This window comes from Pyxidicoccus sp. M15 (genome assembly GCF_056858435.1).
Genome location: NZ_CM166495.1, coordinates 12,932,509 through 12,956,511 on the forward strand (window position 1 = coordinate 12,932,509; position 24,003 = coordinate 12,956,511).

The 24,003-nt window shown below is 69.9% G+C and carries 20 protein-coding genes; 13 read left to right on the forward strand and 7 right to left on the reverse strand.

The annotated features are described in order from the left end of the window. Position 1 precedes the first annotated feature (1 nt). From ACX9TP_RS48445 to epsU, 4 genes are read left to right on the forward strand one after another with little or no spacing between them, the layout of a single operon-like run. Complete coding sequence (locus ACX9TP_RS48445) at positions 2–178, forward strand: hypothetical protein (RefSeq protein ID WP_482977539.1); 177 nt, start codon at positions 2–4, stop codon at positions 176–178. A gap of 30 nt (positions 179–208) precedes the next feature. Further along, positions 209–613, forward strand: a complete 405-nt coding sequence (epsW, locus tag ACX9TP_RS48450) for an exopolysaccharide biosynthesis response regulator EpsW (protein ID WP_267858008.1) — start codon at positions 209–211, stop codon at positions 611–613. Between the two features lie 2 nt (positions 614–615). After that, on the forward strand, positions 616–2,130 hold the full coding sequence (epsV, locus tag ACX9TP_RS48455; protein ID WP_482982339.1) for a PCP family exopolysaccharide biosynthesis protein EpsV: 1,515 nt from the start codon (positions 616–618) through the stop codon (positions 2,128–2,130). 43 nt (positions 2,131–2,173) lie between these two features. Beyond that, entirely contained in the window at positions 2,174–3,382 is a 1,209-nt protein-coding gene (gene epsU / locus ACX9TP_RS48460; RefSeq protein ID WP_482977540.1) for an exopolysaccharide biosynthesis GT2 family glycosyltransferase EpsU, read from the forward strand. 24 nt (positions 3,383–3,406) lie between these two features. Here the strand turns inward: epsU and ACX9TP_RS48465 are convergent, their stop codons facing one another. Then, positions 3,407–4,885 (reverse strand): M48 family metallopeptidase, encoded by a 1,479-nt coding sequence (locus ACX9TP_RS48465; RefSeq protein ID WP_482977541.1) that lies wholly within the window; start codon positions 4,883–4,885, stop codon positions 3,407–3,409. Further along, complete coding sequence (locus tag ACX9TP_RS48470) at positions 4,873–6,993, reverse strand: tetratricopeptide repeat protein (RefSeq protein WP_482977542.1); 2,121 nt, start codon at positions 6,991–6,993, stop codon at positions 4,873–4,875. The genes ACX9TP_RS48465 and ACX9TP_RS48470 overlap by 13 nt, the downstream gene beginning before the upstream one ends. 244 nt (positions 6,994–7,237) lie before the next feature. On the opposite strand from ACX9TP_RS48470, the gene ACX9TP_RS48475 reads away from it, so the two are divergent. Next, positions 7,238–9,382 (forward strand): YfbK domain-containing protein, encoded by a 2,145-nt coding sequence (locus ACX9TP_RS48475; protein ID WP_482977543.1) that lies wholly within the window; start codon positions 7,238–7,240, stop codon positions 9,380–9,382. Positions 9,383–9,456: 74 nt separating this feature from the next. Here ACX9TP_RS48475 and epsH read toward each other — a convergent pair whose 3' ends face one another. Further along, the gene (gene epsH / locus ACX9TP_RS48480) at positions 9,457–10,764 is read right to left on the reverse strand and encodes an exopolysaccharide biosynthesis glycosyltransferase EpsH (protein ID WP_482977544.1); all 1,308 of its coding nucleotides are present in this window, start codon (positions 10,762–10,764) and stop codon (positions 9,457–9,459) included. Positions 10,765–10,821: 57 nt separating this feature from the next. Between epsH and wzy the strand changes: the two genes are divergently transcribed. Further along, positions 10,822–12,414 carry an exopolysaccharide repeat unit polymerase gene (gene wzy / locus ACX9TP_RS48485; RefSeq protein WP_482977545.1) on the forward strand — a complete coding sequence of 531 codons (1,593 nt, stop codon included), beginning with the start codon at positions 10,822–10,824 and terminating at the stop codon, positions 12,412–12,414. Between the two features lie 25 nt (positions 12,415–12,439). Here wzy and epsF read toward each other — a convergent pair whose 3' ends face one another. Next, positions 12,440–13,996, reverse strand: coding sequence for a response regulator EpsF (epsF, locus tag ACX9TP_RS48490; RefSeq protein ID WP_482977546.1), 1,557 nt, complete (start codon positions 13,994–13,996; stop codon positions 12,440–12,442). Between the two features lie 412 nt (positions 13,997–14,408). On the opposite strand from epsF, the gene ACX9TP_RS48495 reads away from it, so the two are divergent. The 6 genes from ACX9TP_RS48495 (at position 14,409) to epsA (ending at position 21,473) form a co-directional block, all read left to right on the forward strand. Continuing rightward, the gene (locus tag ACX9TP_RS48495; protein ID WP_482977547.1) at positions 14,409–16,151 is read left to right on the forward strand and encodes a hypothetical protein; all 1,743 of its coding nucleotides are present in this window, start codon (positions 14,409–14,411) and stop codon (positions 16,149–16,151) included. A gap of 162 nt (positions 16,152–16,313) precedes the next feature. Next, positions 16,314–16,841, forward strand: coding sequence for a hypothetical protein (locus ACX9TP_RS48500; RefSeq protein WP_482977548.1), 528 nt, complete (start codon positions 16,314–16,316; stop codon positions 16,839–16,841). Next, positions 16,838–17,851 (forward strand): exopolysaccharide biosynthesis glycosyltransferase EpsD, encoded by a 1,014-nt coding sequence (gene epsD / locus ACX9TP_RS48505; RefSeq protein ID WP_482977549.1) that lies wholly within the window; start codon positions 16,838–16,840, stop codon positions 17,849–17,851. Before ACX9TP_RS48500 ends, epsD begins: the two co-directional genes overlap by 4 nt. A 9-nt stretch (positions 17,852–17,860) precedes the next feature. Beyond that, a complete protein-coding gene (gene epsC / locus ACX9TP_RS48510; protein ID WP_482977550.1) occupies positions 17,861–18,415 on the forward strand; it encodes a serine O-acetyltransferase EpsC in 555 nt (184 codons plus the stop codon). Positions 18,416–18,450: 35 nt separating this feature from the next. Continuing rightward, complete coding sequence (epsB, locus tag ACX9TP_RS48515) at positions 18,451–20,673, forward strand: GH44 family glycoside hydrolase EpsB (RefSeq protein ID WP_482977551.1); 2,223 nt, start codon at positions 18,451–18,453, stop codon at positions 20,671–20,673. Next, a complete protein-coding gene (epsA, locus tag ACX9TP_RS48520; protein WP_482977552.1) occupies positions 20,670–21,473 on the forward strand; it encodes an exopolysaccharide biosynthesis glycosyltransferase EpsA in 804 nt (267 codons plus the stop codon). The genes epsB and epsA overlap by 4 nt, the downstream gene beginning before the upstream one ends. Positions 21,474–21,487: 14 nt before the next feature. Here the strand turns inward: epsA and ACX9TP_RS48525 are convergent, their stop codons facing one another. Continuing rightward, positions 21,488–21,769: a DUF2019 domain-containing protein gene (locus ACX9TP_RS48525; protein ID WP_482977553.1), complete on the reverse strand. Its 282-nt coding sequence runs from the start codon at positions 21,767–21,769 to the stop codon at positions 21,488–21,490. Between the two features lie 14 nt (positions 21,770–21,783). On the opposite strand from ACX9TP_RS48525, the gene ACX9TP_RS48530 reads away from it, so the two are divergent. Next, on the forward strand, positions 21,784–22,026 hold the full coding sequence (locus ACX9TP_RS48530; RefSeq protein ID WP_482977554.1) for an acyl-CoA dehydrogenase: 243 nt from the start codon (positions 21,784–21,786) through the stop codon (positions 22,024–22,026). A gap of 13 nt (positions 22,027–22,039) precedes the next feature. Here the strand turns inward: ACX9TP_RS48530 and ACX9TP_RS48535 are convergent, their stop codons facing one another. Then, on the reverse strand, positions 22,040–22,735 hold the full coding sequence (locus ACX9TP_RS48535; RefSeq protein WP_482977555.1) for a DUF4276 family protein: 696 nt from the start codon (positions 22,733–22,735) through the stop codon (positions 22,040–22,042). Then, the gene (locus tag ACX9TP_RS48540; protein ID WP_482977556.1) at positions 22,732–23,817 is read right to left on the reverse strand and encodes an AAA family ATPase; all 1,086 of its coding nucleotides are present in this window, start codon (positions 23,815–23,817) and stop codon (positions 22,732–22,734) included. The genes ACX9TP_RS48535 and ACX9TP_RS48540 overlap by 4 nt, the downstream gene beginning before the upstream one ends. Positions 23,818–24,003 lie beyond the last annotated feature (186 nt).

Below are 24,003 nucleotides of genomic sequence, written 5' to 3' on the forward strand. Positions count from 1 at the left end.
CATGGCGAAGCTCATCCTGATGTCCGTGCTCTTCATGACCATCGTCCTGCCCGCGATGGCGGCCAGGGACCCGCACCCCGTGCGGGGGTTGAAGAAGGCCATCCTGTGGATCGTCCTCTTCAACGCGGCATACACGTACGGCGTCCTCGTCTGGGTGCCGAGGCTCGGGTTCGGCTGAGCACGCTTTCCGAAGAAAGGCTGACGACGGATGGAGCCTCAACTGCAGACCGTTTTCCTGGTGGAGGACGCCCCCTTCTTCCGGAAGATGCTGGGCGACTACCTGCGGGACATGGGTTTCGAGGAGGTGGTGGAGCTGCCCAGCGGCCGCGCGGCGCTCAAGCACCTGGAGACCGCCTCGTGTCCGGACCTGGTGTGCCTGGACCTGACGCTGCCGGACATCTCCGGCTACGACCTGTGTGAAGTCATCCGCCGCACCCCGGCGATGAAGGACGTGCCGGTGCTGGTGGTGAGCGCGCGGGACTTGCCCGAGGACAAGGCCCACGCCGAGGAGGCGGGTGCCAACGGCTACCTGGGCAAGCCCTTCACCCAGGAGGAGTTCACCCGGCGGGTGCAGCAGGTGATGAAGGGCTACGGGCCGAGGAGGAAGTCGTGACGATGCCCGCGCCCGGGCCTTCCGGGCCGCGCCCGCAGCCGCAGGCGGTGCCGCATCCCCACCCGATGTTCGTTCCGGAGCGCCCGGAGACGTACGCGCCCGCGGACCTCATCGACTGGGGATTGCTCATCGACTCGGTGGGCTACCTGAAGAACTCCATCCTGCGGCACTGGTTCCTCGCCCTGGTGGTGATGGGGCTGGTGTCCGCGATGGGCGTGGGCGTGAGCAAGATCATGCCGCGCAAGTACCACGTGGAAACACGGCTGCTGACGCAGCGCAACTTCATCATCGCCTCGCTGGCCAACCCCGGGCGCTCCATCCCCGTGGACGCGGACCAGCCCACGCGCTCCGCGTGGGAGATGATCATGAAGTACGACAGCCTGAAGACCATCGTCCACGAGGCGAAGCTCGTCGAGTACTGGGAGCTGATGCGCTCGCCCATCTCCAAGCTGAAGGAGAAGGTGACGAAGAAGCCGCCGGCGCCCATGGAGGACAAGGCCAAGGAAGAGGCGCTCGTCGCCATGCTGGAGCAGTCGCTGATTGTCATGGTGGAGGGCGGCAGCGGCACCGTCACCATCGGCGTGGACTGGGCGGACCCGCAGCTGGCGCTGAACATCGTGGAGGCGGCGCAGAAGAACTTCCTCGACATGCGCCAGTCGGCGGAGATGGGCGCGGTGCAGGAGGCCATCACCATCCTGGAGAAGCAGGTGGTGGAGGAAGCCGAAGGGGTGAAGAAGGCCGTCGCGGACTGGGAGGCGACGGTGAAGCGCCTGGAGGCCAGGCGCCGCAAGGAGGAGGAGAAGTCCGGCAAGAAGAGCATCCAGACGGTGGGCGGCGGGCTCATCAACACCGACCACATGCTGGCGCAGATGCGCTTCATGATTCAGACGAAGCGCCGGGCCATCAGCGACGTGGAGGAGTTCCGCGCGCGGCGGCTGACGGAGCTGCGCAACCAGCTCTCCGAGGCGCGCGTCATGTACTCGCCGCAGCACCCGCAGATTACGGACATCGAGCAGCGCATCGCCGCGCTCACGGAGGACTCGCCGCAGCTGGTGGCGCTGCGCTCGGAGCTGACGGAGCTCATCAACGAGTACATGCGCAACGGCGGCAACCCGGCGGAGCTGGAGTCCGGCCTCACCACGACGGGGCTGGCCGCGGGGCCGATGGGCCCGTCCATCGGGGACAACCCGGAGGTGTCGGTGGCGACGGACCGCATCCGCATGCTGGTGGCCCGGTACGGGGAGAAGATGCGGCGGCTGGACCAGTCGCGGACGGAGCTGGAGATTTCGCGCGCGTCCATGAAGCACCGCTTCAGCGTGCTGGCGCCGCCCACCTTCCCGGAGAAGCCGTCCAAGCCGAAGGTGCAGCTCATCGTCGCCGCGGGCGTGGTGGGTGGCATCGCCATGGGCATCTTCGCGGCGGTGGCGCTGGACATCATCCGTCGTCGGATTCTGGAGCGGTGGCAGGTGGAGCGGTTGCTGAAGCTGCCGGTGCTCGCACAGTTGGAGCGGCGCTAGGGAAAGCCTGAGCGGCGCTGACGCGCCAGCGGGGGAGACAGTCGTGACGGTGTGGACCTGGGTGGACCTGGCGCTGTGTGTGGGGCTGCTGCCGGTGGCGGCGGCCTGCGGCTATCTGCTGCTGTTGACGTTGCTGTCGTGGCGGCGGACGGCACCGGTGCCTCCGGCGCCCACGCGGAAGTTCGACGTGGTGATTCCGTCGCACAACGAGGAGCTGGGCATCGCCCGGACGGTGGCGAACCTGTCCGCGGTGGACTACCCGGGCGCGCTGCGGCGCATCCTCGTGGTGGCGGACAACTGCTCGGACGCGACGGCACAGAAGGCGCGCGAGGCGGGCGCCACGGTGCTGGAGCGGCACGACACGGAGAAGCGCGGCAAGGGCTACGCCCTGGCGTACGCCTTCGAGTTCAGCCAGAAGGACGGCTTCGCCGACGCGGTGGTGGTGGTGGACGCGGACACGGTGGTGTCCCCCAACCTGCTGCACGCGTACGCGGCCCGGCTGGAGCAGGGCGCGCACGCGGTGCAGGCGCACTACGGCGTGATGAACCCGACGGCGTCGTGGCGCACGCGGCTGATTACGATTGCGCTGGGCATGTTCCACAAGGTGCGCTCGCTGGGCCGCGAGGCGCTGGGCGTGTCCTGCGGCCTGCGCGGCAACGGCATGTGCTTCACGCACGCGGTGCTGCGCGAGGTGCCGCACGACGCCTTCAGCGTGGTGGAGGACCTGGAGTACGGCATCCGCCTGGGCAAGAAGGGCCACCGCGTGCACTACGCCTGGGAGGCGGAGGTGCTCGGGGAGATGGTGTCCGGCGAGAAGCAGAGCCGCTCGCAGCGCCAGCGCTGGGAGGGCGGGCGCAAGCAGATGCGCAAGCTGCACGGGTGGCCGCTGTTGAGCACGGCGCTGCGTGAGCGCAGCGGGCTCTTGCTGGACCTGTCCATGGACGTGCTGGTGCCGCCGCTGAGCCAGCTGGTGCTGGCCGTGGTAGGCGGCGCGGTGGCGGCGGCGGTGGTGGCGTGGCTGTCCGGGGGCACGGCGGTGCTGGCGTCGAGCGTGGCGGGCTTCGGCCTGGCGTCGCTGGGCGCGTACGTGCTGCGCGGCTGGTGGGTGTCCGGCGTGGGCCCTCGCGGCCTGTTGGATTTGGCCTGGGCGCCCGTCTACGTGGTGTGGAAGGTGGGCCTCATGCTGCGCGGCCCCGGCGCGGAGAAGCGCGGCGAGTGGGTGCGCACCACGCGCGAGGCCGAGAGGCCCTGAAGGAAGGGCGGCGGCGCGGTCCCTCTACCCCGCCGCCGCCGTCCGCTGCAGCGCGGCCGACTCCAGCACCTCGCACGCCTCCAGGTACTGCGCCTCGGTGAGCGCCCCCGTCGTCAGCCGCTCGACGATGGCCTGCGGCTCCACCGAGACGTCATCGCAGGTCATCCGCAAGTAGGCACCGGGACGCAGCTCGGGAGTGAAGCCCCGGTGCGCCAGCGCCGAGCCGAGCCACCCCACCAGCAGCTGCCGCACGCGCTGCCGCTGCCCCTCCGGTGACAGCAGCTCGATGCCCGGAGGACGGATGCGCTGCCACAGCGCCTCGCCCTCCTTCAGCAGCCCCGGCAGCTCTCGCAGCGACATGCGGCTCGGGTCGATGGCCGAGCCCGCCCACTGCTTCTGCATGTCCGGCACGAGGACCTTCTCCGGCAGCTCCTCCCACCGCAGCGACACCAGTCCCTCGATGACGGCGCGCTCGAACCACGCCTCCTCCGCCGCCTGCTCGCCGCCGAGCAGCTCCAGGCACCCCGTCAGCGGCTGCGAGGCCGCCGCGGCTCCGGAGTCCCCGGAGCGCCCCAGCCCGCGCAGCCGCTCCTCCAGCGGAGGGTGCGAGTCCCACGGAGAGGGCGGCCGCTCCAGCACCTCGCGCAGGCCCTCCTCCACGTCGCGGCGGCGGCGCTCCTCGGCCACGAAGCGGCGAAACCCCTCCAGCATCGGCACGCGCACGCGCTGCTCGAAGAGCGGCACCAGCTCATGCGCGAAGTACGCGCCCCACAGGGGTGCCAGCGCGTGCACCTTGCGCAGGGCCTCGGCCGTGGGACGGGGCCCGCAGACCGACGCCGCGAGCGCATCCGCCGCCAGCTCCTGCTGCCGGGACACCGTGCCCGACATGCGCAGGAAGAACCGCCCGTAGAGCTGGAAGGGCACGTCCAGGAAGAAGGCCGAGTCCTCCAGCGAGTCCACCGCCAGGGCGATGGACCTGCGCGTGCGGTACACCCACGGCCCCAGCGAGAGGTCGCCGCCCGTCTGGTGGCCGTACTCGTGCGCCAGGACGGAGGCCAGCTCCTCGCGGTCCAGGAAGGCGAACAGCGGCAGGCCGATGCCCACCACCGGCTCGCGCTTCAGGCCCAGCCAGCGCCGCTCCATGCCGATGAAGGCCGTGGCCTCACCGGACAGGTACACCTTGCGCGGCGCGGCCGTGCCCGCCCGCGTGGCCACCTGGTCCAGCAGCTTGAACAGCTCGGGGAACTCCTCGCGCGACAGGGGCTTCGCGTCGTTGCTCTGGCGGGTGAACCAGCCTCGCGGGCGCAGCGCCCACAGCACCGTCGCCGCGCCCAGCGCCGCCATGATTCCGGCGAGCCCCATGGAGCCGGTGTAGCGCGCCTCGGCCACGGGCACCCAGAGCAGGGCCCCCGCGACGGCGAGCCCCAGCAGCCAGAAGCCCGCCCAGAGGACCACCGTCAGCGCCGCGCGCCGGGCCATGCCCGGAGGATTCACGGACTCCATGACGCAATCGCCTCGCTGACCGGCCCGTGGAGCCAGTCCTCCTGTCGGGCCTGCTCCACCAGCCGCTTGCGCTCGCGCTCCGGCAGCGCCGCGTTGCGCGAGCGGAGGAAGTACGCCGCCGCGCGGATGTCCGGCGTCAGCTCGCTCGTGTCCAGCGAGCCGCTCTCCCCGCGGATGAAGCGCCGGAACCCGTCCAGGTCCTCGGGCTGGAGGAACGGGGCGCCGGCGAGGGCGCGCTCGCTCTCCGCCGCCCCGGTGCGCACCGCCTCGCCATAGGCCAGCGCCCAGGCCTCCGCGGAGAGCCTGACGAGCTCGTACATCGCCACGCGCGGAGCCACCGCCAGCGCCGCCTTCGGGTCCTTCCCAATCAGCTGCATCAACCGGGTGCCGGGCTGTTCGGACTCCTCCTTCACCGGCAGCCGGGCACGCACCCGCAGCCAGGTGAACATCTCGCCTTCGCTTTTGCCCTCACTCTCGAGCGCGGCGACGAGCGCGTCCGGCTGGCCCTGGCCCGTGTGCGCCGTGACGAGCGCGTAGAGCTCGGCGCTCCGGGCCCGCGTGCGCGGATTGTCGGACTCGAAGAAGTGCTTCAGCAGCTCGAGCGCCTCCGCCGGACGGCCGAGCGCCACGAGCGCGGTCGTCTGCGCCTCGAGGACCTCCGCCGCCTCCTTCTCGTTCTCGGCACGCAGCTGCGAGAAGCTTCGCGTCGTTCCCTCCCAGTCCCCGGCGAGGTAGCGGCCATGGGTCAACGCCCGCAGGAGGTTGGCGTCCTTCGGGAAGCGCGCGGCGTGCTGCTCCATGGCGCGCGTGGCCTCGGGCCCGCGCAGCAGGCGGGCATGGAGGTACTGGGCGGTCGACGAGTCCGGCGCCGCCCGGGCGCGCTCGGCGTACTCGGCGGTGATGGCCTCGAGCTGGCCATTGCGCTGGGCGGCCCACTGGTACGTGCGGTGGGCGTCGGAGTCGTCCGGGCGCGCCTCCCGCCACGCCTTGGAGACCCGTGCCGCCTCCGCCGGGCCCGCGGCCATCGCCGCCTGGAATGCACGCGCGGCCTCTTCCCTGGTCCACCCCGACACCCGGGCCGCCGCCTCGGTGAAGGGCACCGCCTGGCCCAGCTTGTCATTCGCCGCCAGGTAGCTGAAGCACACCTGGAGCGGGGGCTCCGCCGGCACCGCGATGCCCAGGTGGCTGCGCGCGACGTGGCTGCTGCCCTTCGGGATGCTGAGCGACTCGGGCGGGTCGGTGAGGACGTAGTCCACCTCACCCAGCTCGACGATGCGCTGCCCGCAGAACACCGTCGGCTTCTCCCCGTTCCCATCGGGGTTGGGGCGCTCGGTGTAGACGACCCGCGCCAGGTAGAGCGGCATGGCGCCCGCGATGTTCCACGCCAGCACGCCTGGATGTGACGTGACGTTCAGCTCCGTCGCGTCCACTTCCGCGCCGCCGCTCGTGACGGCGCGCACCGGCTGCGTGCCCATGGGCACGGTGATGGAGACCACCTGGCGCGCGGGCACCTCCTGCGTCGAGCCACCCAGCGTGACGTTCAACGGCTCCTCGAAGCCGTTGGCCACGTACACGTCGCGGTAGCGCGAGGCATGGAAGGCCCGCGCCGCGCCGGTGGCCACCAGGGCGATGACGGAGAGCGCCACCGCCCGGCTCCACATCCACGGCAGCGTCCCCAGCGGCACGCGCGCGAAGAACGTCCAGGAGCGGCTCATCGGGCCGCTGCCCTCGCCCGGGCGCACCACGTAGGCGCCCAGGGGAAGGAGCGGGAGCACGAAGAGCGCGACCAGCGCATGCGTCGCGATGGAGGTGCCGTCGTGCGGGTCCGGCTCCGCGTCGCCCAGCAGGGTGGCGCCGAAGCCGTTGAGGGTGCCGAGAAAGAGGCTCTTGTCCTTGAGCGGCCGGGCGAAGAGACGGCGACGGCGCAGCAGCGTGTCGAGCACCTCGCGGTGCGAGCGCAGCCTGCCGAGCCACCGCGCCCACATGAGTGCCCGGTACACCTTGAACGGGTCGCCGCGCTCCACCGCCCGGCGCACCTTCGAGTCCTCACACAACGCCCGCAGCTCCGGAATGCGCTGGAGCAGCCCCGACGGGTCTTCAATCATCATCACTGACACTCGCTGTCTGCTGATTCCCTGGCGCGCTTACGGCGCCGCCGGCACCCAACGACAGACTACCCACAAAGCAGGCCCTCTTGAGGAGCCCCCCTCCCCGCGAGGCCAGGTGCTGTGCCCTGTAATTCGCGGACTACCCGCCATGAGGGAACCGTGATGAAGCGCTGAGCCCCCCGTGCGGAACGCGGCGCGCGTCGTCCGGAAGATGGCCACCTCCCGATTCACCGAGGTGGCACCGATGCACTCCCTCACTCGCAGCCTGGTCTGCGGTCTCCTGATGATGGCCGCCCCCGCCGTGGCACAGCCGGATGCCGGTACGGGTACCAGCATCATCATCGGCACCGTCATCGACGCGCAGACACGGCAGCCCCTTCCCGACGTCGTCGTCAGCGCGATTTCTCCCAAGCTCCCGGGCCCGGGCGACCAGGTCGTGGTCACCGACGCGCAGGGCCACTACCGGATTCCCCAGCTTCCGCCGGGCGTCTACACGCTCCGGTTCGAGACGGAAGACCACAAGCCATACGCGCGCGCAGACATCCAGCTGCGTCCCAACCGCACCATCCGAGTGAACGTGGAGCTGCTTCCCGCGTCGCTCGGTGAGATGGCGGAGATTGTCGGCACCCCGCCGACCATCGACGTGGGCTCCACGACGACGGGCGTCCGGGTGGACCAGGAGTTCATCCGGCGCATCGCCGTGGCCCAGCCGGGTGGCAAGGCCGGCGCGGCCCACTCCTTCGACACCCTGGCCGAACTGGCGCCTGCCGCCCAGGCGGACACCTTCGGTGTGTCCCTCAACGGCTCGACGGAGCCGGAAAACGGCTGGGTGGTGGATGGACTGTCCTCGTCCGAGCCCGCCTACGGCATCAACGCGAGCCCCCAGGTGACGGGGACTCCCGCCGCACCCGCGACCCGGGTTCGCGTGTCGTCCGAGCGTGCCGTGCCGGCCAGGGAGGGCTCCTTCCTCGACATGTACTTCAAGGGGCACGGGGTGAATCCGACGGTGACGACGGAGGAGGAGCGCTTCTCCACGTTCTCCGTGGACACGGACACGGCCGCGTACACGCTGACGCGCGCGTACCTGGAGCGCGGGGCGCTGCCGGACGAGCAGGCCGTGCGCGTGGAGGAGTTCGTCAACAGCTTCGACTACGGCTACGCGGCGGAGCCGGATGCGCCCTTCAGCGTCCACGTGGAGGGCTTTCCCTCTCCGGCGCGCAAGGGCTACCAGGTGGTGCACATCGGCGTGAAGGCGCACGAGGTGAGCGCGGAGGAGCGCAAGCCGAGCCACCTCGTCTTCGTCATCGACGTGTCCGGCTCCATGGAGGGCGAGGAGCGGCTCGGGCTGGTGAAGCGCGCGCTGCGGCTGCTGGTGGACGCGCTGGACGAGCGGGACCGGGTGTCCATCGTCGTCTACGGCTCGCGGGCCCGGCTGGTGCTCGGGCCGACGAACGCGACGCAGAAGCAGAAGCTCTTGAGCGCCATCAACAGCGTGTCGAGCGAGGGCTCCACGAATGCGCAGGAGGGGCTGGAGATGGGCTACGCGCTCGCGGCGAAGCACGTGGTGGAGGGGGGCATCAACCGCGTCATCCTTTGCTCGGACGGGGTGGCGAACAACGGCATCACCGACGCGGACGGCATCTGGGCGCGGGTGAAGGAGCACGCGTCGCGGGGCATCACCCTGTCCACGGTGGGCTTCGGGATGGGGAACTACAACGACGTGCTGATGGAGCGGCTGTCGCACGTGGGCGAGGGGAACTACGCGTACGTGGACCGGCTGGAGGAGGCGCGGCGCATCTTCGTGCAGAACCTCACGGGGACGCTGCAGGTGGTGGCGAAGGACGTGAAGCTGCAGGTGGAGTTCGACCCGAAGGCCGTCGTGCGCTACCGGCTGATTGGCTACGAGAACCGGCTGCTGACGAAGGAGCAGTTCGCGGATGACCGCGTGGACGCGGGCGAGGTGGGCGCGGGACACGCCGTCACCGCGCTGTACGAGGTGAAGCTGCGCGAGCCCGCCGCGTCCTTCGGCACGCTGCGCATCCGCTACAAGGCGCCGGAGGGTGGGGAGTCGAAGCTGCTGGAGAAGCCGCTGCCGTCGTCGCTGGTGCGCACGGCGTATGGCCGGGCCGCGCCGCCCACGCGGCTGTCGTACGTGGCGGCGGCGTTCGCGGAGAAGCTCCGCGGCTCGTACTGGACGCGGCCGCTGACGTACGACGGGCTGGTGTCGCTGTGGGAAGAGGTTGGCCAGCCGCTGAAGGGCCGGGCGGATGTGACGGAGTTGGGGGAGCTGATCCGCAAGGCGCGAGCCCTGGACCAGCGAGAGGACCGGTTCGAGCGCTTCGCCCCGGTGAGCACCATGGACTTCGACCGCGTGCCCACGGTGCCTTGAGGTGGGAGCAGGTGGGCGTGCACGAAACTAAAATGGAGTTTTGGTTTCGTGCGTGAAGGCCCTGAGCGCGGCCGTCAGTCCGCCAGCGGCATGCCCCAGTCGGGCTGCCCGCGCTCGCCGAGCAGCCAGCGGTACACCTCCAGCACCTGCCCGGCCTTCGCCTGCCACGTGAAGTACTTGAAGACGCGCTCCCGGGCACGCTCGCCCATGGGACGGATGACGGACGGGTCCGCCGCCAGCTTCGCCAGCACCTCGCGCACCCGCACCACGATTTCCTCCGGCGTCCCCATCGGAATCGCGAAGCCCGTCGCCGGGCTCACGATTTCTCCCGGCCCGCCGTAGTCCATCACAATCGGTACCAGCCCCAGCGCCATCGCCTCGCACACCACCGCGCCGCCGAACTCGCGCACGCTCGGGAAGCCGAAGACGTGGTTCTTCGCCAGCCTTCCTTGCAGCTCCTGGTGCTTCACCCACCCGGCGAACGTCACCCCCGCCTCAATCCCCTCCCGCGCCGCCTGCGCCCGCAGGTTCGGCATCTCCTGCCCATCCCCGATGTACTCCAGCACCACCTTGCCCTCGCGGATGAGCGGCGCCGCCGCCTCCATCAGCATGGCCATGCCCTTGTACGGCACGAAGCGCCCCACGAAGGCCACCCGCAGCGGCAACTCCACCGGGCCCTCCGACTTCGCCGAGCCGAAGCGCCGCGTGTCGATGGCGTTCTCCGGGATGTACACCGTCTTCGACTGCCACTTCTGGGCCACCTGCCCCCGCGTCGCCCGCGAGCCCGTGAGGATGGCCGACGCGTTCTCCCGCGTGGACTTGTAGAAGGGCATCAGCTTGTAGACGTCACGCACGTAGCTGAGCCACTCCTTCTCCCGCCGCCGCGCACCGCCGAAGCCCTTGGGCCACGGCAGGCCGCCGTTCAGCGGCCCCATCAGGAAGGGCACCCCGGCCGCCTTGCAGCGCGCCGCCAGCGTGCTCGGCGTGGTGGGGCTGATGGGCGTGTAGCGGTGCACCAGGTCGAACTCCTTCGCCTGGATGCGCGCGCCGAAGCGCTGCCAGAGCACCTCCTCGAAGTAGTAGTACGGCAGCGCGCTCAGCGCCGTGGCCGTCGTCCAGCCCACGCCCGCGCTGCCGCGCAAGAGCTGCCCCACCTTGTCGAGCGGCTTCTCCACCGGCGTCGAGTCCAATGCCGTAAAGCCCGCGCCCTCCTGCACGCCCTGCTTCAGGATGTTCTCCCGGTTGCGCACGTGGGTGACGAGGTGGACGTCCGCCACCTCGGTCAGCGCGCGGTAGAGCGACCACCCTTCCAGCGGGACGCTCACCCAGTCGGGGTTGCACAGCTCGGCAATCAGGAGGACACGAGGGCGGGAAGCAGGCATGCGTGCCGCTCCATCTATCCCAACCCAGCCTCCAGATGTAGCCTCCTCCCGCCCACGATGTACTCCCCCGAGCGCCCACCCTACCTGCGCTACCTCGCGCTCCTCGGCTTCCTGGTGCTGGCCACCGTGGGAGGGGGCATCATCCACCCCATCGTCGCCCTGGCCCCCGTGCTGGGCGTCGCCGTGGTGTGGGTCATCCTCAAGGTGCCCGTCCGCTACCCCGTCTTCGTGGTGACGTACCTGACGCTGGCCGTGGACTACGTGGCCGAGCGCCCCCAGTCCGGCCTCTGGGAGTCCCCGCTGTACCCCATCGGGGAGTTGCTGTTCGCCCAGCTCAGCTACATCACCAAGATTGGAGCGCTGCGCTTCCCCCTCATCGACGTCATCATCGTCGGGCTGATGGGGCTGGCCATGTACCGGCGGGTGGTGGGGTCCACAATCGACCCGCCGACGCCGCCCATGCCCCGGCCGCTCATCCTGGTGACGGCGCTGTCGCTCATCGCCCTCTTGTGGATGGAGGTGCGTGGCGTCGCCCGGGGCGGGGACTTCAAGCAGTCGCTCTGGCAGTGGCACCAGGCCGCGATGATGCCGTTCATCGTGGCCATGTATCACTACGCCCTGCGCGGGCCGCAGGACTGGCCCATCGTCGCGAAAATCATCGTCGCCGCCGGCATCACCAAGGCCCTGGTCGGCAGCTACTTCGCGCTCGCCATCGTCCCCGCCCTGGGCGTCTTCGTGGAGTACACGACGTCCCACTCGGACTCGATGACGTTCATCTTCTGCCTCCTAGTGGTGTTCATCCGCTTCATCGAGCAGCCGAAGGCGGCGCACCTCATCCGGGGCCTGGCCGTCCTCGCCATCATCGTCACGGGGATGATTTTCAACGACCGGCGACTGGCCTACGTCAGCTTCGGGGGCTGCCTGCTGGCCGCCTTCCTCATCAACCCGTGGACGCCGCTCAAGCGCTTCCTCGTGCGGACGTTGCCGTTCGTCGCTCCGTTCATCGCCGTCTACATCGCGGTGGGGTGGAACCGGCCCACGGGCATCTTCTCGCCGGTGGACACCATCAAGTCGCTCGTCGAGGGCCAGGGCGGCGAGGGCAACCTGGACTACCGGGACATCGAGAACCTGGACCTGATTGCGACGTGGGCCCAGTTCCCCATCCTCGGCACGGGGTACGGGCACGAGTTCCTGCTGCCCATCCCCCTGCCGGACATCGCCTTCGTCTTCCCCCAGTACCGCTTCCACCCGCACGACTCGCTGCTGGGGTTGTTCGCCTTCGGAGGGGTGCTCGGCTACACGGGCGTGTGGCTGTACCTGGTGGTCACCGTGTTCATGGCGGTGCGCGCGTACCACCGGAGTCCCGTCTCCGAGGACCGCGCCTGCGCGCTCATCATCGTGGGCATCGTGGCGGCGTACATCAATCAGGTGTTCGGGGACATGGGCATCATCTCGTACATCTGCACGTTCCACATCTCCGTGTGCGTGGCCATGGCGGGCAAGCTGGCCGTGTACTCGGGAGCGTGGCCCATGCCGAACAGCACGCTGCTCTCGCTGTCGCCGTCCGCGCCCGTCCCGCCGCCCGGTGCCATCTCCTTCCCGAATCAGGAGGGGGCCGCGGCGACGGCTGGCGACAGGAAGGCGTCCTGAGCGCTGGAGCAGGGCGCCCTCGCGCTCAGCCCCTCGGCAGCACGACGTGGAACGTGCTGCCCTCGCCCTCGCGGCCGGAGGACTCCGCCCAGATGCGCCCGCCGTGGCTCGCGACGATGCCTCGCGAAATCGCCAGCCCCAACCCCAGCCCGCCGTAGGAGATTCCGTGCGCGCGGCTGAAGCGCTCGAAGATGTGCTCCAGCTGCCCCGGCGGAATCCCCAGCCCCCGGTCCGTCACCTCCACGTGCACCTGCCCCGGCTCCTCGCGCACCGTGAGCCGCACCGGCCCGCCCCCGGGTGAGTAGCGCAGCGCATTGGCCACCAGGTTGGTGAACACCTGCTCCAGCCGCTCCCGGTCTCCCCGCAGCACCAGCGACTCCGGCGCCTCCAGGTGGATGCGGTACTCCTCCGGCAGCGGCTGGAAGTGCTCCACCACCTCGCGCAGCAGCACGCCCAGGTCTACCTCGCCCGGCTGCAGGGGTAGCTCGCCCCGCTGGAGCCGCCCCACGTCGAGCAGGTTCTCCACCAGGCTCGCCATGCGATTCACGCTGCGGTGGATGCCCCGCAGCGCCTTGTCCACCCCCGGGTCCACCCCCGCCCCCGCCTTCACCTTCGCCAGGTGCGCGTAGCTGCGCGCCGCCTGCAGCGGCGTGCGCAGCTCGTGTGCCGCCATGGTGAGGAACATGTCCTTGGCCTCGCTGGCCGCCTTCAGCACCTCCACCGCCCGGCGCGCGTCGTCGATGTCCGTCGCCGTGGCAATCCAGCCGACGAGCTGGCCCTCCTCGTCCCGCTCGGGCAACGTGCGGCCCAGGAACCAGCGGTACTCGCCGTCCTTCGCCCGCCGCAGCCGGTACTCCTGCTCCAGCGGCTGTCCCGTACGCAGCGACGCCAGCCAGGCGTCCTGGACACGCGGCTGGTCCTCCGGGTGCATGAAGCGCCGCGCCTCCTCGCCGCGCCGCGCCTGCTGCGGGGTCAGCCCCGCGTACTCCAGCCACCCCCGGTTGGCGTAGCTGATGGTGCCATCCACCAGGAGCGCCCAGACGAACTGCGGCATCGAGTCCACCAGCCGCCGGAAGCGCAGCTCGCTCTGCCGCTCCAGGATGTGCCGCTCGCGCTCCCAGAGCGCCGCCTCCTGCGCCTGCAGGCGCTGCTGCTGGCGGTACAGCGCGACGAAGGCCTCCACCTTCCAGCGCAGCACGTCCGGGTTGAACGGCTTCACCACGTAGTCCGCCGCGCCCGTCGCGTAGCCGTGCACCAGGTGCGCCTCGTCGCGGCTGTGCGCGGTGAGGAAGATGATGGGCGTGTAGCGCGTGCGCTGCCGCTGGCGGATGAGGCGCGCCGTCTCGAAGCCGTCCATCCCCGGCATCTGCACGTCGAGCAGCAGGAGGGCGAAGTCCTCGCGCAAGAGCCACCGCAGGGCCTCGGGCCCCGAGGACGCCTTCACCAGCCGCTGACCGAGCGGCTCCAGGATGGCCTCCAGGGCGAGCAGGTTCGCCTCGTGGTCGTCCACCATGAGGATGCTCGTGGGGGCGGGCGCGGCCTTGACGGAGGCATTCGCGATGAGCTGATGGGAGCCTTCCAACGCCGGTGCCTCCCTTCTCGCCGTGAACCCTCGCGGTAATCAGCACCCGTCGTCCCGACAACGGGCCCCCGAGACTCCGGCCCGGTGGCGGACGAGACGGGAAGGACTGCCCGGTCAGGTTCCCCAATCATGACGCCGAGCCGCGGCCCGGGCCAGTCCATGACCGCATCCCGGCAGTCCCTCCAGGACCTGTCGTACACCGGGAGCAGGAAGGCTCCCCGGGAATGAGAGCCCTTCCCGAGCGAACACCCCGCGGAAGGGATGCACGCACCGTGCGGGGAGGCGTCCGGACCGCGCCGGGCCGGGTGGGTTTCCCGCCACGGCCACTTGCCCGATGAACCTTCCTCGCCGTGCTCTCGATGATTCAGGTGTCACTCCATTGCCGGGGTGACGCCAATGAGGGGGAACAGCCATGGGAAGCACCATCAATGGACCGCAGGTCCCGCCATCCACGTTGGGGGACGTGGCCCGGCGCGCGGCCGAGGAAGCCGCCCGGCGCGCGGCGGCGGAAGCAGCTCGACGTGCCGCGGAGGAGGCCGTCCGGCGCGCCGCCGAGGAAGCCGCCCGGAAGACGGCCCGGCCCCAGGACACCTTCACTTCGCGACGTCCCGCGTCCCGAGCGCCCGACCTGGGCTCGGAGCCCGCCGCCACCACGCTGCGCTCGGAGAACACCCGCGACTCGCAGGCCAACTGCCTGGACCTGGTGGGAGAGCAGCTCGCCGCCGACCCCGGGCTGCTCGCCGAGGGCGAGGTGGTCTTCCTGCGCGACACCCGGTCCGGCGCCGAGGGCGACTCCGGCCATGTCGTCATCCGCCAGGGAGACCAACTGTGGGACCCGGCCACCGGCCAGTGGTCCTCCGTGGGCGACTTCCTCCAGCAGAACCGCCATTACCAGGTCGCCGGCACCGCCTCCGGGCAGGCCGTCCATGACATCCTCTCCGCGTCGCCGGGCCCCGAGCGGGACGCCGCCATCTCACGCTCGAACATCGACCCGGCGCTGGTCTCCATGTCCGTGGCGGACGGCTTCAGCGGAGACCGCGCCCGGTCCGCCATCCGCACGTCCGCGCGCGACAACGCGGTCATTCCGCAGGGCGCGAACACCGCCGAGGCGAACGCCCTCCGCGAGGAAGCCGCCAATGCCGCCCTCGCGAAGTACGACGCCTACCTCGCGGCCCAGCCCGCGGACCGCCCGTCCGACGAGCGCGCGCGCCGCGCCGCCGTCCTCACCCGCGCCGACCTCATCTCCGAGCGCGCCATGTCGGGCGTGACGGACTTCTCCCGCAACGAGTACCTCATCCTCTTCGAGGCCGTGGAGCTGCGCACGGGCGTCCCCGCCGACATCCTCAAGGCCTACACCTTCGGCGAGGCCCAGGCGCGCTACTACCAGGACCCCTACCCGCGTCAGTTCCTGGAGCCGGAGGACCAGTACCGGAACATGAACGGAGACGGCTACCCGCAGCTGTGGACCCAGGCCCAGGGCGGGAACGGCTGGCCCACCATCCAGGTCAACGGCCAGCAGGTGCCCGTCAACATCGGCTGGGACGCGGGCGTCGCGCAGGGAGAGCGCACCACGGGCGACACGCTGGGGCTGGGGCTCACGCAGCTCACCTTCCCCACGTCCACCATCGCCGCGTCCGTGGAGGTCTACCAGAACGGCCAGCGCATCCAGGGCACCGCCGCGGACCCCTTCCTGGCGGACGCCAACCTCACGCTGCAGATGCCGGACATCGACATGGCCCGCGTGGTGCAGGACCCGTATTACAACCTGATGGTCTTCGCGAACCTCACGCTCTACAAGGCGCAGCAGGTCTACCCGGACGCCATGCCCTCGGCGGAGGACGCCGCGCAGGGCGTGGGCACGCAGCAGACGCCCTTCGGCCCCATGCTGACCTCGTGGCCCGGGCTGGACGCCGCCCAGCCCGACTGGGCACTGATGGTGGCCTTCAACAAGGGCTGGACGGAGGCCCAGTCCCGCGCGTTCAACAACGGCACCCGCACGGCCGACCAGATATACCGGGAGATTGCCGACAACTTCCTCTCGCTCATCAACAACCCCGGCAGCACCGACGGGCTGTATGCGCCGGCGCAAGAGGACCAGCCGCCCCGCGACCACTCGTTCATCTCCCAGTCCCCGGACCTCTATTCCGCGGGCTGAAGTCAGGGGGTGCCGGGCGCCCTCGCGGCGCCCGGCCGGCCCCTTCCCCCACGAGAACCCCTCGAAATCCCTGGAAGCAGGGCAACCGGCACCCGCCCCCCTGCCCGCCCGGGCAGGTCGTTGGGCCGCCGCCACGCGTTGCGCTATACCGGGCGCCTCTCCATGGCCGCCGACTCCAGCGCACCCTCCAGTCCCGCGGATGCCGCTCCGCCCGACAGCTCCGTGCCCTCTCCGGAGCTGCAGCGGCTGTGGTTCGCGCTCGAGCGCCGCGCCTGGTCCTACCTGACCGTCGTCCCCGCCCAACCCGGCGGGCCCGCGCTCGAGGCCGCCACCGCCATCCTCGAGGCCGGCGCTCCCTACGCGTACTCGCAGAAAATCCACCTCCAGGACGCCACCGGCATCTCCCCCGCCGACGCCCCGCGCCTCGTCTTGCAGTTGCGCGAGCGCGTCGCCCAGGGTGAGCGCGTCGTCGTCGTCCTCGACTCGCTCCTCACCCACCCCGCCAGCCTGCCCCTGGCGCTCGCCGCCGACGGCGTCCTGCTCTGCGTCGGGCTCGGGGACACGGAGTTCAGCGCCGCCCGGAAGACGATGGAGTACGTGGGCGCCGAGCGCTTCGTGGGCAGCGTCATCTTCCCCCGGTCCAAGAAGAAGAAGGCCAAGACCGCGCAGGACAAGAAGAAGAAGCCATGAGCACCGCGTCCACGCCCCGCCTCAGCGTCGTCATCGCCACCTACAACCGGCTGCCGCTCATCACCCGCCTGTTGTGGCAGCTCGCCGGCCAGACGCTTGCGCCCGAGCAGTTCGAAGTCGTGGTCGTGGACGACGGCTCGAAGGAGCCCGTGCGCGAGCCGCTGCTCGAGCAGAAGCTCCCGTACAGCCTGCGCGTGGAGGTGCAGCAGAACGCCGGCGCCGCCGCCGCGCGCCACCGGGGCGTCATCGCCTCGCGCGGTGAGGTCGTCCTCGTCACCGATGACGACATGCAGGTGGCCCCGGACTTCCTCGAGAAGCACCTGGCGCACCACCCGCCCGGCTCGCGCCACGTGGTGCTCGGCCGCATCCGCCCGGACCCGTCCATTGGCGACATGCCGCTGTTCGAGCGCTGGTACGCGTACCTCAACGGCCGCATGGCCGACGAATTGTCCGCCCCCGGCGCGCGCGCCCGCGGCACCAACCTGTACACCGGCAACGTGTCCTTCCACCGCGCGGACTACGTGGGCGTGGGCGGCTTCGACAAGTCCCTGGGCCAGTCCGAGGACGTGGAGCTGGGCGTGCGCCTGGAGAAGGCCGGCTGCACCTTCGTCTTCGCCCGCGACGCGTACGTGCTGCACGGCAGCGACCACGTGTCCTTCGAGCGCTGGCTCAAGCGCGCCAACCGCTACGGCATGTTCGACACGCAGGTGGCGCGCAAGCACCCGGACGTGCGCGGCCTCAACCCGTGGCGCCTGCTCTTCGAGACCAACCCGCTGGCCCGCCCGCTGCTCGCCGCCACCGTCGTCGCCCCCGAGGCCACGCGCGTGCTGACGAACACGGTGATGAACGTGGCGAAGACGGCGGACAAGCTGGGGCTGGAGAAGGCCGCCTTCGCCGGCACCTCGGTGGTGTACGGCATGGAGTACCTGCGCGGCGCCCGCAACGAGGCCGGCGGCTGGACGGGCGTCGCCCGCGAGGTCGCCCGCTACCTGCAGGGGCGAGAGGACTGAGTGGGCACCATGAGGCTCAAGACTTCGATGATTGGCTCGCTCGTCACGGACGCGCTGGAGTTGGCGAAGGCCGCCAACGGCACCACGGACGCGAAGTCCATCGCCAAGGTGGTGCTGACCAGCGACTCGTACCGGATTACGGCGCTCAACCGCGCCCGCGAGGCGGCGCTCGCGTACCGGATTCCCCTGGTCAACCACGTGCTGCGCGTGACGCAGACGGCGGTGATGGGGATTGAAATCGGCAAGGACGTCACGCTCGGCAGCGGCGTGTACTTCGTGCACAGCCTGGGCGTCGTCATCGGCGGCGACGCGAGGATTGGCGACCGGGTGCGCTTCTACGGCAACAACACCGTGGGCACCGCCAAGGACAACGGCTACCCCGTCATCGAGGATGACGTGTGGATTGGCGCCGGGGCGCGCATCCTCGGGCCGGTGCGCATCGGCGCGCGCTCGCGGATTGGCGCGAATGCGGTGGTGCTCCAGGACGTTCCTCCCGACAGCGTGGCCGTGGGCATCCCTGCCCGCATCTTCCCGCGCAAGGACCCGGACGACGTCGCGCTCTGAAGGCGCCGCTGCGTGCATCCGGGGGACAGAAGCTCATGGAGGTCGGTGTGAAGCGTGCGCGGATGAAGGCTGGCGCGGCCGTGCTGTCGTGCGCCCTGCTCGCGGGCGGGACGGTGGCGGTGGCACGGGCGATGGGCACGGACGCGGCGGGTACGGGGGGCTCGGGCGCGGACGCCCGGGCACCGGCGACGGAGACCCCGGCGGGAGCAACGGCCCCCGCGCCTGCCCCGGCGGCCCCTTCCACCGCGCCCGTCATGGTCTACGACGGCGGCCTGGCCACCGGGTGGAGTGACATCGGCTGGTCGCCCCGCGAGCTGCCGAAGGGCGCTCCGGCGCGCATGCGCCTGTTCAACTACGGCGGGTGGATTCTCTACCGGCCGAAGCTGGAGGGCGGCTTTGGCGCGCTCTCGTTCCGCTTCAGCGCCCCGGAGTCCTACGGCGAGTTCCTGGAGGCGCGCCTCGACGCCCCCGGCGCCGTCGTCTTCCCGCGCGTCCCGGTGACTCCGGAGCTCAAGGTCAAGAAGGACGGCGAGTGGACGGAGGTCGTCATCCCCATGGACCTGCTCAACCCGCGCGGCGAGACGTTCGACCGCGTGGTGCTGCGCGCGTCCAAGGACGTGGGCCGCGACTGGGTGCTCTTCGACAAGGTGGCGCTCGTCCCGCTGCCGCCGGAGCTGGCCGCCGCGCTCGCCGCGGGAGGCGGCAAGACGGGCAAGGGCAGCGGCCGCGAGGCGCGCATGTCCATCGACTGCACCGCGCCGAGCCACCGCATCAGCCCGCTCATCTACGGCATCGCCTTCGACGGCCTGCACGAGAAGACGGACACGCACCAGTTCCGCATGGGCGCCAGCGCCCGCCGCTGGGGCGGCAACCCCACGTCCCGCTACAACTGGAAGCTGGGCGGCGCGTGGAACACCGCCAACGACTGGTTCTACGAGAACGTCGACATCGGCGTCTCCTACGACGACTTCCTGGAGACCAACCGCAAGCGCGGAATCCAGTCCGCCCTCACCGTGCCCATGCTGGGCTGGGTGGCCAAGGACACGAAGTCCGCCGGCTTCCCCGTGTCCCGCTTCGGCCCGCAGCAACGGGATGACAACGGCAACGGGAATGGCAACAGCCGCGAGGGCACCCCGCTGAAGCCCGGCGAGCCCACGCTCACCAGCGTGGAGGCCCCGCCCGAGTTCATCGGCGAGTGGGTGACGGCCATCCGAGCGAAGGACAAGGCCCGTGGCGCGCGCGGCGTCCAGATGTACATCCTGGACAACGAGCCGATGCTCTGGAACTCCACGCACCGCGACGTCTTCCCGGAGCCGCTCGGCTACGACGAGCTGCTCAAGCGGACGATTGCGTACGGCACCGCGGTGCGAAAGGCGGACCCCGAGGCCGTCATCGCCGGCCCGGCCGAGTGGGGCTGGACGAACTACCTCTGGTCCGCGGCCGACTTCGCGCCGGGGAAGATGAACCACTCGGACCGGCTCGCGCACGGCAACGTGCCGCTCCTGCCCTGGTACCTGCAGCAGTTGCGCGAGCACGAGAAGAAGACGGGCACGCGCATCCTCGACGTGGTGGACCTGCACTTCTACCCGCAGAGCAACGTGGGCGTGGGGCTGGATGGCAACACGGACAAGGAGACCAACGCGCGCCGCATCCGCAGCGTGCGCGGGCTGTGGGACCCGACCTACAAGGACGAGTCCTGGATTGCCGAGCCCGTGCGCCTCATCCCCCGGATGAAGGAGTGGATTGCGCAGAACTACCCGGGCCGGGGCATCTCCATCGGCGAGTACAACTTCGGCGCCTTCAAGCACATGAGCGGCGGCCTGGCGCAGGCCGAGGCCCTGGGCCGCTTCGCGCAGGAGAACATCCTCTCCGCGTACTTCTGGCAGTACCCGCCCGACGGCTCGCCGGTGTTCTGGGCGTTCCGCGCGTTCCGCGACTTCGACGGCAAGGGCGGCCGCTTCCAGGACCACTGGGTGCCGGCGAAGGCGGCGGACGGCACCAGCCTGTTCGTCTCGCGAGACGACGCGGGGAAGAAGCTGGTGGCGGTGGTCCTCAACTTCAACCCGGACGAGGCCGCGCAGGCCCAGATTGAGCTGAAGGGCTGCGGTACGCTCGACAGCGTGCGCGTGCTGGGTTACTCGGGCGCGCCGGGGGGCTTCGCCGAGCAGACTCCCGGTGCGAAGGCGGAGGGCTCGCTGACGCAGCGGCTGCCGCCCTATTCCATGACGGTGCTCGACCTGACGGTGAAGAAGCCATGAACGCCGCCTCCCCTCCGACGTCCTCGTTCTCCACCGGCCGGCCGCGGCTGCGCATTGGCCAGCTGGCCATCGACCAGCTCACCTTCGAGGACGCCATCCGCGAGATTGGCCGCCTGGTGGATTTGCACCAGGGCGGCTACGTCTTCACGGCCAACGTGGACCACGTGGTGCTGGCCGAGGACAACGTGCAGTTCCGCGAGGCGTACTCGCGCGCCACGATTTCGGTGGTGGATGGGATGCCGATTGTCTGGGCGTCCAAGGCGATGGACGTGTCGCTGCCGGAGCGGATTGCGGGCTCGGACCTCATCCTGCCGCTGATGCAGGCGGGGGCGGAGCGCAAGTGGCGCGTGTACCTGATGGGCGCGGGCCCGGGCGTGGCGGAGAAGGTGGCGAACATCGTCCGCGAGAAGTACGGGATTGAGGTGGTGGGCTGGGACTCGCCCATGGTGAGGCTGGACGCGGGCGACGCGCAGAACGACCCGATTGTGGCGAAGATTCGCGAGAAGGACCCGCACCTGCTCTTCGTGGCGCTGGGCAGCCCGAAGCAGGAGGTGTGGATTTCGCAGGTGGCGCACAAGCTGGGGCCCACCGTGGCGATTGGCGTGGGCGCGGGGTTCGACTTCATCGCCGGCACGGCGAAGCGCGCGCCGCAGTGGATTGCGAAGGCGGGGTTCGAGTGGCTGTACCGGCTGGTCAATGAGCCGAAGCGGCTGTGGCGCCGGTACATCCTGAATGACTCGCGCTTCGCCACGATTCTGCTGAGGGAGTTCTGGCAGCGGACGGGTGGGAAGGCGGAGTAGGCCGGGAGAGCATCTCACCCTGCCGGAAACGTCAGGTTGCCGGCCCGCCACTCCTTGAGCGTCATCTCGGCATCAAGTCTCGCGATGCCGGGGGCGCCCCTGGCGAGCCGCTCCAGCATGGCTTCCGCGGCTGCGGGGGCGAACTCCAGGACATGCGACGCGGCCCAGACCTGCACGGGCGGGCTACCGCCCTCCATCAACCGCAGGAGTGCCGCACGGCCCTCTTCGCCCCTGCTCCTCAGCTCCTGCCACGTCGCGAGCAGCCGCTTGTATTCGGCATCGGTGGAGCGGCGCACCGGGGCCGAAGACGGTGCTGGGGCGGCTGTGTGACATCTACGGCCTGTCGTGCCTGGAATCGGCGAGGGGCTGGTTTCTGGAGAACGGGCTGCTGGAGGGCACGAAGGCGCTGGCCATCCGCAAGGAGGCGGTGGAGGAGCTGTGCGCGGAGGTCAGCCCGAACGCGGTGGCGCTGGTGGACGCGTTCGGGACTCCGGACACCTGCCTCGCTGCGCCCATCGACCTGGGCCGGCTGGCGCCATGGGTGAACGGTTGAGAGCTGGGGCCGCTTATGCCCCGGCCGCTCCGCCGCTGTTGGCTCGAGCTCCCAGCCGCTCCAGCATCGTCAGCCAGCTCGCGAAGTGGGGGCACGCTCGCCGGACGGCATCCAGGCCGATTCGCGCCAACGCCGCCGGGCCATAGAATGTCTTGTCGTACCTGGGGAAGAGCTGGATGAGCCGCTTCGAGGGAGCGGTCTCCGGTGAGTCGTTGATGTGCTCGGGCGTCTCGAAGGCATCACGAATCTTCTGGAGCTGCTGAAGCTGCTGCGGAGTCGCGCCAAGGACGGTACCGGTTGAGGTCACATCGCTGAAGAGGAGCCCCTCGAACTCGTGCATCTGGAGGTACGGCACGAAACGGGCGTCACCGATGTCGGCGGCAAGGGCTGCTTCCAGCCTCGATATCCACTCCTGGATGCCCAGACTCCCACGCTGTGCCGCGGGCCGGGGAAAGTCCTCGGGCAGGGCGTAGTAGTCGAACATGGTGGAGACCAGCGCCTGTCTGTCCTGCGCCAACCAGCGCTGGATGTCCTGCTTTGCCTTTGCGTAGCGAACCAGTCCTCCACGGTGGATGTGTTGCTTGCGCCGTCCCGTTTCGACGCACCGAGCGACCACGAAGACCTGATGCTGGCCCAGATGGGGCGCCAGCAGATCCCGCACGAAGGTTTCCTCGGTCTGTCCCTCGACGATGATGTTCAGCCGATTCACCTGGAGGGCCTCCCACCCAGGACATTCTTCATCCACAGCTCGCCCAGGCTGTACTCCTCCATCCACTGCGCGAACTCAGTGGGGGCAAGCCGCTTGAACACCGACTGTCCGTCACGGCGCTCCACGACGATCAGATCCTCCAACTCCAGCAGATCGATGAGCGTGACGGACTGGGTGGCGAGGATGAGCTGAGTTCGGGTCGAAGCGCTCCGAAGCAGGGAAGCCAGGACGTTGATGGCGTAGGGGTGCAGCCCCAGCTCTGGCTCGTCGATGAGGATGGTGGAGGGCAGCGCTGGCTGGAGCAGCAACGTTGCGAGGCAGATGAAGCGCAGCGTGCCATCCGAGAGCTGATGCGCCAGGAACGGAAAGTCGGAGCCCTGCTCTCGCCACTCCAGTTCGATGGAGTTCGGCGAGAGCGGCGACGGGCGAAGCAGGAAGTCATCGAACGTGGGCATCACCAGCCGGACCGCATCGCGGATGCGCTCGTAATCGGCACGGTGCTGCACCTGCATTCGATAGAGGAAGGCCGCTAGATTTCCCGCGTCAGGCCTCAAGAAGAGGTTGTCGTTGATGGCGCCCACGCGCTTGACGTTCGCCGCGTCGCTCGTGTCGTGGAAGTGGTAAACGCGCCAAGACTGAATCGATGAAGCAACCGTAGCAGAGTGCACGGGTAGAGGGCCTTCAGCGTTCGAAACGATGCTCTCCGCGTGCCCCATTCCATGGCCGTCATAGGGATGTTGGCTCCCAGCAAGCCAGTACGACTCCTCGGAAAAGATCAGCCGATTATCCACGGTGGGAACAAGGCTGAGGAAATACTCATTCTGACCGAAGACGAACTCGGCCTTCAGTTCGGGCGTCGTCCGGCGCCCATAGTGGAGTAGCGCATCCGGCCCCCCGCGCTGCGCGACGTGGAGTTGAAGCCGCCCCTCAATCAACTCATTCAAGAGCCGGAAGAACGCGATGAAGTTGCTCTTCCCCGCGCTGTTCGCGCCAATGAGGACATTGAGCCGCCGAAGCTCCAGGTGCTTCAGCGACCGGATCGACTTGAAGCCTTCAATGGTCAGCTTCTCGAGTTGGGCCATGCCGGACTCACTCCCGGAGTCGATGCGGTGCTGCGACAGCCCCTGGCAGGAAGGAGGCAGACGGGTGGGGCATCCGGCACCGCTTATCGCATCCGGCACCCGACAGGGGAAGGACCGGCGCATAGGGAAGCTCCGCAGAAGAGCAGCCGACACGCCCTCGTCCGACCAGCGAGGCTGGCGCCATGA

Coding starts and splice junctions, on each gene's coding strand:
- ACX9TP_RS48465 (WP_482977541.1), bottom strand. CDS start 4,885: ATGGAGTCCGTGAATCCTCCGGGCATGGCCCGGCGCGCGGCGCTGACG.
- ACX9TP_RS48470 (WP_482977542.1), bottom strand. CDS start 6,993: ATGATGATTGAAGACCCGTCGGGGCTGCTCCAGCGCATTCCGGAGCTG.
- epsB (WP_482977551.1), top strand. CDS start 18,451: ATGGAGGTCGGTGTGAAGCGTGCGCGGATGAAGGCTGGCGCGGCCGTG.
- ACX9TP_RS48445 (WP_482977539.1), top strand. CDS start 2: ATGGCGAAGCTCATCCTGATGTCCGTGCTCTTCATGACCATCGTCCTG.
- epsV (WP_482982339.1), top strand. CDS start 616: ATGCCCGCGCCCGGGCCTTCCGGGCCGCGCCCGCAGCCGCAGGCGGTG.
- epsH (WP_482977544.1), bottom strand. CDS start 10,764: ATGCCTGCTTCCCGCCCTCGTGTCCTCCTGATTGCCGAGCTGTGCAAC.
- epsD (WP_482977549.1), top strand. CDS start 16,838: ATGAGCACCGCGTCCACGCCCCGCCTCAGCGTCGTCATCGCCACCTAC.
- ACX9TP_RS48475 (WP_482977543.1), top strand. CDS start 7,238: ATGCACTCCCTCACTCGCAGCCTGGTCTGCGGTCTCCTGATGATGGCC.
- ACX9TP_RS48540 (WP_482977556.1), bottom strand. CDS start 23,817: ATGGCCCAACTCGAGAAGCTGACCATTGAAGGCTTCAAGTCGATCCGG.
- wzy (WP_482977545.1), top strand. CDS start 10,822: ATGTACTCCCCCGAGCGCCCACCCTACCTGCGCTACCTCGCGCTCCTC.
- epsC (WP_482977550.1), top strand. CDS start 17,861: ATGAGGCTCAAGACTTCGATGATTGGCTCGCTCGTCACGGACGCGCTG.
- ACX9TP_RS48500 (WP_482977548.1), top strand. CDS start 16,314: ATGGCCGCCGACTCCAGCGCACCCTCCAGTCCCGCGGATGCCGCTCCG.
- ACX9TP_RS48495 (WP_482977547.1), top strand. CDS start 14,409: ATGGGAAGCACCATCAATGGACCGCAGGTCCCGCCATCCACGTTGGGG.
- epsA (WP_482977552.1), top strand. CDS start 20,670: ATGAACGCCGCCTCCCCTCCGACGTCCTCGTTCTCCACCGGCCGGCCG.
- epsW (WP_267858008.1), top strand. CDS start 209: ATGGAGCCTCAACTGCAGACCGTTTTCCTGGTGGAGGACGCCCCCTTC.